Raw genomic sequence first — 8,567 nt, forward strand, 5'->3', positions numbered from 1 at the left:
GTGCCGAGTGGTGGGGCGAAGGCCTTTTGGTTACTTTTGGGCCTTTCCAAAAGTGACCCGCTGTAAGAGCGGAACCATACTCAGCCGTTACCGCAGCAACGGATATGTACCCAGCCGCCCACCAAACCCACCCCCCGTCACTCAAACTTATAACTGATCGCCGTCTGCACCTGCCCCTGATTCACATCCCCAGTCTCCTTGACGATGCTGCTGTTAGCCGCCGACCCCACCAAATGCACCCAACTCGCACTGGTCAACAACGACCAATGCGCATCCAGCGGAAACTCAAAACTCTGCGTCAACGTCACATTCTGAAAACCCCCGCTGGCGTTATAGGGGCGAAAGCCTGAGGCCGCAGACTCCTTGTCATCCACCCCAAAAAACGTCTGCGTCTGACGCGCATCAGCAAAGTGCGCCATCAAACCCGTGCTGCCGATAATCCCGCCCCCCAGCGGATAGCCCAGCTCGCCACCGACCTTACCCAGCACGCCACTTTGATCACGCGCGCCGCCGACAGCGTGACCCAGTTGGGCATACACACGCCAAAACTCGGCCGGGGCGTATTGAATGAAACCGCCAGCTTCAGCCGCGTCCGCCACATCACGCAAACCGCGCAGCGAGCCGTTGGCCGTGCGGCCCGACAGATAGTTGATGTAAGGGCCGGCGGTAATGCCGTGGGTATTGAGCGCGTTCCAGGTCAGGCCGTCGTCAGTACCCAGGCTGACATTGCCCCAGTCCAGATCGAAGTAGGGAATCGGCCGGGTTTCGTAGCGGCTGCCGGTCGGGTCGTGAGGCTGATAGCTGACGCCCGCGCCGACTTCACCGGTAATGCCATCGGCGAAGGCGGCGCTGGAGAAGCCCCACAGCCCCAGCAAACCGGCGAATACAGCAGAAGTGACCTTGAACATGGAGCGTATTCCTTATCTGAACATGCGCGCATTCACGCGCGAAGGGCGGTTCGGACGCAAGCACTCATCTTGTTTGTAGCAAGCTACAAAAATTGTAGCTCCTGCGACACAAAACTCTCGGTGTAACGGCCCAAGCCCCAGCCCCGCTGGGTTTCAGTCAGTTGGCACAATCCCTGCTGTACCCCTTCTGCAAGCGCACAGAGCGCGCCCTTCCAAGGTACAACGCAGATGATTCACTGGCATATCGTGTGTGATTTCGATGGGACCATCACCCCCACCGACGTCATCGACAACGTCCTCCAACGCTTCGCCGGCCCCGAGTGGGAAACCATCGAGCAGGAATGGCTGGACGGGCATATCGGTTCACGCGAATGCCTGAGCCGCCAACTGGCGCTGATCAAGGCGACCCCGGCTGAGCTGCTGGCGTACTTCGACAGCGTCGAGATCGACCCGGACTTTCCGGATTTCGTCGACCACGTCATGGGCCTGGGCGCTTCGATTGAAGTGGTCAGCGACGGCATTGAGCAAGGCATCGCGCGGATTCTGTCGCGCAACTACGTGACCTTGCTGCCGATTCTCGCCAACCGTCTGCGTCAAGTTGACCAGAACAGCTGGCGCATCGACTTCCCGTATTCCAGCGACGCCTGCCGTGCCGCTTCCGGCAACTGCAAATGCAAATCCACCCCGCGCAACAAGCGCGTGCTGGTGATCGGCGACGGCAAGTCCGACATGTGCGTGGCTTCCACTGCGGATTTTGTGTTCGCCAAAGGCAGCCTCGCCGACTACTGCGTCGCCAACAACATTCCTCACGCGCGCTTCGACACCTTCGCCGAAGTGCCTGCGTTGCTGGCCAAGCTGCCACAAAGCATCGCCGCCAACGCCACCACCTTTACTGCTGCTGACAATCAGGAACTCTTCCACCATGTCTGATATCCGAATCGCTACCGCCGAAGACCAGATTCTTCTGGATAAAGAAGCCAAATATTGCTCCTACGGCGACACCGTTCACTACATCGAGCCACCGCGTATTTTCAGCCGTTGCGAAGGCTCCTACGTGTGGGACACCGAAGACCAGGCCTACCTCGACCTGCAGATGTGGTACTCGGCCGTTAACTTCGGCTACGCCAACCCGCGCCTGAACAACGCGCTGAAACAGCAAATCGACACCCTGCCGCAAATCGCCAGCCAGTACCTGCACAAAGGCAAGATCGAGCTGTCGGAAATGATCGCGGTCGACGCCAAGAACAAGTTCGGCCTCGACGGCCGCGTGCACTTCAACGTCGGCGGTTCGCAGTCGATCGAAGACTCCCTGAAAGTGGTGCGTAACGCCTCCAACGGCAAAAGCCTGATGTTCGCCTTCGAAGGCGGCTACCACGGGCGTACCCTCGGCGCATCGTCGATCACCTCGAGCTTCCGCTACCGTCGCCGCTACGGCCACTTTGGCGAACGCGCCAACTTCATCCCGTTCCCGTACCACTTCCGTGGCCCGAAAGGCATGACCAAGGAAGAGTACGGCAGCCACTGCGTGCAGCAGTTCGCCCGTCTGTTCGAGACCGAATACAACGGCGTCTGGGACCCTAAAACCAACCAGTGCGAATACGCAGCCTTCTACGTCGAGCCCATTCAGGGCACCGGCGGCTACGTGATTCCGCCAATGAACTTCTACCGCGAATTGAAGCACGTGCTGGATCAGCACGGCATCCTGATGGTCTCCGACGAGATCCAGATGGGCTTCTACCGCACCGGCAAACTGTGGTCGATCGAACACTTCGACGTGCAGCCGGACGTGATCGTCTTCGGCAAGGCGCTGACCAACGGCCTGAACCCGCTGGGCGGCATCTGGGCCCGTGAAGAGTTGATCAACCCGAAGGTCTTCCCGCCAGGTTCGACCCACTCCACCTTCGCCTCCAACCCGTTGGGCACGGCGGTGGGCCTTGAAATGTTCAAGATGACCAGCGAAGTCGATTACGGCGCGATGGTTATGGCCAAGGGCAAATACTTCCTTGAAGGCCTGCAAGACCTGCAGAAACGTTTCCCGATCATCGGCGACGTTGACGGCCTGGGCCTGGCCCTGCGCTGCGAAATCTGCGGCCCGGATGGCTTCACGCCAGACAAGGCGACCCTGGATTACATGGTCGAAGAAGGCATGAAAGGCGACATGATCGTTGACGGTCAGAAACTCGGCCTGATCCTCGACGTGGGCGGTTACTACAAAAACGTGATCACCCTGGCACCGTCCCTGGAAATCAGCTACCCGGAAATCGACCTGGGCCTGAAACTCCTCGAGCAACTGTTGGTGCGAGCGACCAAACGGTGAACAACCTCGGGATCGACCTCGGTGAAGGTAATGCCGGCTTCGTTCTCGGTGACGGTCCGGTCGGGATCCTGTTGATCCACGGCCTGACCGGCACCCCGACGGAATTGCGTCAGGTGGCAAAAGGGCTGGCCAAGGCGGGTAATTGCACGGTGTACGTGCCCACCCTGGCCGGGCACTGCGGCGATAACAGCGACCTGCAGGCCACCGGCTGGCTGGACTGGTACGAAGGCGTGCGCAAAACCTTCGTCCAGGTCAAACAACGCCACGAACAAGTGTTTGTCGGTGGCTTGTCAATGGGCGCGGTGATGTCGATGTATGTGGCCGCCGAGCACCCAGGCCAGGTCGCCGGGCTGTTGATGTATTCGACCACCTTGAAGTACGACGGCTGGAGCATTCACAAGCTGGCGTTTCTCACGCCGTTGCTGATGAAGATCCCGTTCGGCGTGCACATCTGCCGCTTCGAAGAGAAGCCGCCGTATGGCATCAAGAACGAGCGCCTGCGGGCGATCGTCGAGCGCCAGATGAAGGAAGGGGAGAGCAGCGAGGCCGGCTTGCTGACCATGGAAGGCATCACGGTGCGTGAGTTGCACCGGATGAATGCCGTGGTCAAAAAACGCATGCCTGAGGTCAAGGTGCCGGCGCTGGTGTTGCATTCCATTGAGGATGACATCACCAGCCGCTGGAACGCCGATTACGTGGAGCGCCACCTCGGCGGCCCGGTGACCAAAATCCTGCTCGACAACTGCTATCACATGATCACCGTCGACCTGCAATACCGCCGGGTGATCGAGTTGAGCGCCGAGTTTGTCGAGCAACACGCTGCGGTTTACCACGCCCCCGAAGATTATCGACAGCGGGCCTGAGCCTAAGGAAAAGACGTGATCACCGCCCAAGCCTTCTCGACTATCCGGGCCATCCAGCGCAGTGCCTGGAACGACTGTTTCCCCGGTGCCCTGGAGGATTGGGACTATTACGTTGCCGTGGAAAACGCGGCCATTGTTGATTTCAAATGGCGTTACCTGGCGGTTTACGAACATGGAACGGTGGTGGCAGTGGCCGCCGCCTTCATCACCGATTATCGGCTCGACACCACGGTGTCAGGCAGCGGCAAGCGCTTTACCGAGCGCCTGGAGCGACTGTGGCCGGGTGTTTTACAGCTTCAGTTGTATGCCATCGGCTCGCCGGTGGCCGAGCGTTGCGACGCAGGCGTGTCGAGCCATGTGCCCGAGGCGCGCCGCGCGCTGCTGCTCAAACATTTATTGCAGGCTGCGCGCCAGGATGCCAATGAGTTTGGGGTTGGCCTGGTCGCGGTCAAGGACGTGCCGACCAAAGACCCTCACTGGGCGGCCAGCTGCCGCGCGGCGGGCTTTCAAAGCATGCCGAGTTTGCCCAGCGGGTTGTTGAGCGTGCCGTACGGCTCGGTCGACGCCTACCTGGGCTCGTTGTGCAAGTCGACCCGCAAGGACCTGCGCCGCAAACTGCGCGCGCCGGGGCCCCGGGTGGAATGGCGGCACAACATTGATGATGTGTTACCTGACATCATGCGCCTGTACGAGGACACCCTCAGCCGCTCAGATTTGCAGTTCGAACGCCTGCCGGCCAGTTACTTCACCGGCATCCTCGAACGCCTTGAAAAGCGCGCGGTCTGTGTTCTTTATTGGGTGGACGAGCGGCTGGTGGCGTTCAACCTGATCCTGTTGGACCAACACCGGCTGGTCGACAAGTTTTTCGGGCATGACAGTGAGTTCAGTCGTGAATACAACCTGTACTTCAGAAGCTGGCTGACCAATGTCGACTATTGTATTCAGCACAATATTCCGGTGTACGAGTGTGGTCAGGAGGGGTATGCCAGTAAGCTGCGCCTGGGTTGCGAGTTCCGGGGCAACAGCATGTTTTTCCGCCACCGTAACCGGCTGGTCAATGGTGTGCTCAAACTTGCGAAAATGTTTCTACGACCGGATCGATCCGACCCTGCCATGGCTGCTGCGATAAGCGAAACCTGATGATCACCAAGACCCGCCAAAAAGCCCGCCCTTTTGCCATTTCGCGCTGGAGCGTCCAGCGCAAGCTGGTGCTGGCGTTTTGGCTGGTCAGCGTCATTCCCACCATGATCGCGGCCGAATTGGCGGCCACTACGCTGTCGCAGATTTTCGACAGTAACGTGCGTATCTGGCTGCAAGAGTCGACCAAGATCGTCAAGGACGAGATTGGCGACATCCTTCATGACAACGCGCGCATGGCCAAGCTGTTCCTGCGCTACACCAGCCCGCCGTCGAACAAGCAAGCCGCCAAGCACGACCGGCTGACAGCAGACATTGCGGACGCCACCGATATCGACGTGGTTGCGCTGATTCGCACCAGCGACCACAAAGTGATGTTCAGCACCGCGTCCGATGACATCGTCAAGCAGATCGACCTGACCAGCAACGCGGTGCTGCAGACGGTGCAGGTGGCCGGGGTGAGTACGGGCCTTGTCGTCTCAACCTTCGAAACCACTCAGGAAGGCGTCGACTACCTGCTGCTGGTGGCCACCTACCTGGACAGCAGCTTCCTGACCAGCGTGGCCGATGTGCATTCCCTCGACCTGCGCCTGTACCTCGCCAACCCGACGGGCTTCAACGAGATATTTTCGACCCAGCGCTTTGAAAATCACCCGTCGCGCATCCCCAAGGATGTCGAGACGGCCATGCGCAGCACCAAGCAGCCCAGCGAGCAGTTCACCAACAATTACAGCGGTTTGTACTGGCCGATCTTCAATGATGCCGGCGACCTGCAAGGGGTGATCTTCAGCGGCCTGCTGCGCCATACCAGCCTGGTAGGGCTGGTGAACCAGAGCAACCTGTTTGTGTTGATTTTCCTGCTCAGCTCGGCGCTGTCCCTGGGCGCTGGCGTGCTGGTGTCGCGACGTCTGACCCGGCCACTGCGGGACTTGTCCCAAGGCGTGGATGCGGTGATCTCGGGCAACTATGGGCACCGCGTGACGGTCAGCGGCGGCGATGAGCTGGCGCAATTGAGCAGCACCTTCAACCACATGACTGAGCGGCTGGGCGAGTTGCATCACCTCGAAGCCCAGTTGCGCCGCCGCGACCGGCTGCACGCGCTGGGCGAAGTGGCCATGGGCCTGGCCCACGAGATTCGCAACCCGCTGGGCATCATCAAGACGGCCACCCAACTGTTGCATCGCCGTGCGGACCTGCCGGAAACCGACAAACGCCATCTGGAATACGTGATCAGCGAAGTCAGCCGCATCAATGATCTGATCACCGAATTTCTCGACTTTGCCAAACCCAACCCGCCCTTGCGCGTATTGCAGGCTGCGCGCCCGTTGGTGGAAGAGATTCTCGGCTTTTGCAGCCCGGAGCTGGCGACCCACAACATCGATGCGCAAATCGATGACCAGGCGCCCGGCGCGACGCTGTATGCCGATGCCAAACAGCTCAAGCAGGCGTGCCTGAACCTGATTCTCAACGCCATCGATGCAATGCCCGAAGGCGGACGCCTGACCCTGGGCATTCGCACGGTGGACGACACCACGGTGATCAGTATCGCCGACACTGGCCAGGGCATCCCGGCGGACATGATCGAGCGTATCTTTACGCCATTCGTCACCACCAAGGCCTCGGGCACGGGCCTGGGTCTGGCTAAAGTCTATTCGATCATGGAAAGTCACGACGGCAGCATTGAATGCGCCAGTGAGAAAGATGCCGGCGCCACCTTCAGCCTGTACATTCCGGCGCAAGGTGAAGACGACGGCGAGGATGAGGAAGGTCATGACGCATAACGTATTGGTAGTCGACGACGAGCCCAAGCTCTGTGACTTGCTGACGTCGGCCCTGAGCCAGAACGGCCTCCAGGTGTTCACCGCCAGCAACGGCCTGCACGCACTCAAAGTGCTGGAGCAGGAAGACATCGACCTGGTCATCAGCGACTGGCGCATGCCGGGCATGGACGGGCCTGCGTTGCTGGCTGAGATCAAGGTGCGCTTCCCGGATTTGCCGGTGATCGTGATGACCGCCTACAGCACTGTGAAAAACGCCGTGCAGTCGATGCGTAATGGCGCCTATGACTACATCGCCAAGCCGTTCGACATCGATGAACTGGACATCACCGTGGCCAAGGCCCTGCAGTTTCGCGACATCATGCGCGACAACGCGCGCCTGCGCGCCGAACTCGACCAGCATGCGCAGTTCGACAGCCTGGTCGGCGACAGCCCGGCGTTTCGTCAGGTGCTCAACGCGATCGATTCGGTGCGTGACAGCAACGCAACCATCCTGCTGACCGGCGAAAGCGGCACTGGCAAGGAGATGGTCGCCCGCGCGATCCACAAGCACGGTAGCCGCGCCGACAAGCCGTTCGTGGCGGTCAACTGCGCGGCCATTCCTGAGGGGCTGCTGGAAAGCGAAATGTTCGGCCATCGCAAGGGCGCCTTTACTGGCGCCGTGGCCGACCGGGTAGGGCGCTTTATGCAGGCTGACCAGGGCACGTTGTTTCTGGATGAAGTGGGCGATATGCCGTTGGCGTTGCAGGCGAAGATTTTGCGCGCGTTGCAGGAGCGGGTGATTGAGCCTGTGGGCGACCCGCGTGAGCGTAAGGTGGATGTGCGGGTGATTGCCGCCACCAATAAAAACCTGCTGGAAGCGGTGGCCAATAAAGAGTTTCGCGAAGACCTGTACTACCGCCTCAATGTGTTCCCGATTCCGCTGCCGGCCTTGCGTGAGCGCGCGGAAGATATCGTGCCCCTGGCCCGCCACTTCGCCCAGACCCTGAGTGACACCGCGGGTAAACGCATCACTGGTTTTAGCCCGGAGGCGTTGCAGGCCATGGCGGCGTACAACTGGCCGGGTAATATCCGTGAGCTGCAGAACTGTGTGGAGCGCGCGACCATTGTCGCGGCCAAGCCGGTGATTGAGGACATTGATTTGCCGGCTTATCTGTTTGCCTCCAAGCCTGCTGAAGGTGACGTTACCGCGTTGCTCAGCGAGGGGCCGGGCGTGCCTGCGGACCTCGATGCGGCGCTGGCGGAGGTTGAGAAGACTTACATTTTGGCTGCGTTGAATGAGAGCAACGGCGTGCAGGCAGCGGCGGCGTCGAAGATCGGGATTTCCGAGAGGAGTTTCTGGTATCGGTTGAAGAAGTTGGGGATTCAGGTGGAGAAGATTATTCGCTGATTTGGGGGTGATGGTGTGTTTTAGGGGGAGTACATATCCGTTGCTGCGGTAACGGCTGGTATTGGTTCCGCTCTTACAGCGGGTCACTTTTGGAAGAGCGCCAAAAGTAACCAAAAACGCTTCGCCCCACCACTCGGCACCTCGCTTAGGCTCGGTGTGCCCTCACTCCGGCTT

Annotated in this window: 7 protein-coding genes; 6 read left to right on the top strand and 1 reads right to left on the bottom strand. The window is 60.0% G+C overall.

Features of this window, described 5'->3' with window-relative positions; genetic code table 11:
* Positions 1-137: 137 nt before the first annotated feature.
* Positions 138-908 carry a MipA/OmpV family protein gene (locus BFW87_RS17175; RefSeq protein ID WP_078740947.1) on the bottom strand — a complete coding sequence of 257 codons (771 nt, stop codon included), beginning with the start codon at positions 906-908 and terminating at the stop codon, positions 138-140.
* 228 nt (positions 909-1,136) lie between these two features.
* On the opposite strand from BFW87_RS17175, the gene BFW87_RS17180 reads away from it, so the two are divergent.
* Genes BFW87_RS17180 through BFW87_RS17205 form a run of 6 tightly spaced genes read left to right on the top strand, consistent with a single transcriptional unit; the run spans position 1,137 to position 8,393 of the window.
* The gene (locus BFW87_RS17180; RefSeq protein WP_078740948.1) at positions 1,137-1,838 is read left to right on the top strand and encodes an MtnX-like HAD-IB family phosphatase; all 702 of its coding nucleotides are present in this window, start codon (positions 1,137-1,139) and stop codon (positions 1,836-1,838) included.
* Complete coding sequence (locus tag BFW87_RS17185; protein ID WP_078740949.1) at positions 1,831-3,225, top strand: aspartate aminotransferase family protein; 1,395 nt, start codon at positions 1,831-1,833, stop codon at positions 3,223-3,225. The genes BFW87_RS17180 and BFW87_RS17185 overlap by 8 nt, the downstream gene beginning before the upstream one ends.
* On the top strand, positions 3,222-4,088 hold the full coding sequence (locus tag BFW87_RS17190) for an alpha/beta hydrolase (RefSeq protein WP_078740950.1): 867 nt from the start codon (positions 3,222-3,224) through the stop codon (positions 4,086-4,088). The genes BFW87_RS17185 and BFW87_RS17190 overlap by 4 nt, the downstream gene beginning before the upstream one ends.
* 15 nt (positions 4,089-4,103) lie before the next feature.
* A complete protein-coding gene (locus BFW87_RS17195) occupies positions 4,104-5,228 on the top strand; it encodes a GNAT family N-acetyltransferase (protein ID WP_078740951.1) in 1,125 nt (374 codons plus the stop codon).
* The gene (locus BFW87_RS17200) at positions 5,228-7,006 is read left to right on the top strand and encodes a sensor histidine kinase (RefSeq protein ID WP_078740952.1); all 1,779 of its coding nucleotides are present in this window, start codon (positions 5,228-5,230) and stop codon (positions 7,004-7,006) included. The genes BFW87_RS17195 and BFW87_RS17200 overlap by 1 nt, the downstream gene beginning before the upstream one ends.
* On the top strand, positions 6,996-8,393 hold the full coding sequence (locus tag BFW87_RS17205) for a sigma-54-dependent transcriptional regulator (RefSeq protein WP_078740953.1): 1,398 nt from the start codon (positions 6,996-6,998) through the stop codon (positions 8,391-8,393). Before BFW87_RS17200 ends, BFW87_RS17205 begins: the two co-directional genes overlap by 11 nt.
* Positions 8,394-8,567: the final 174 nt, after the last annotated feature.

It is taken from the genome of Pseudomonas fluorescens, assembly GCF_002022275.1.
In the GTDB taxonomy this organism is placed as follows: Bacteria; Pseudomonadota; Gammaproteobacteria; order Pseudomonadales; family Pseudomonadaceae; genus Aquipseudomonas; species Aquipseudomonas fluorescens_AJ.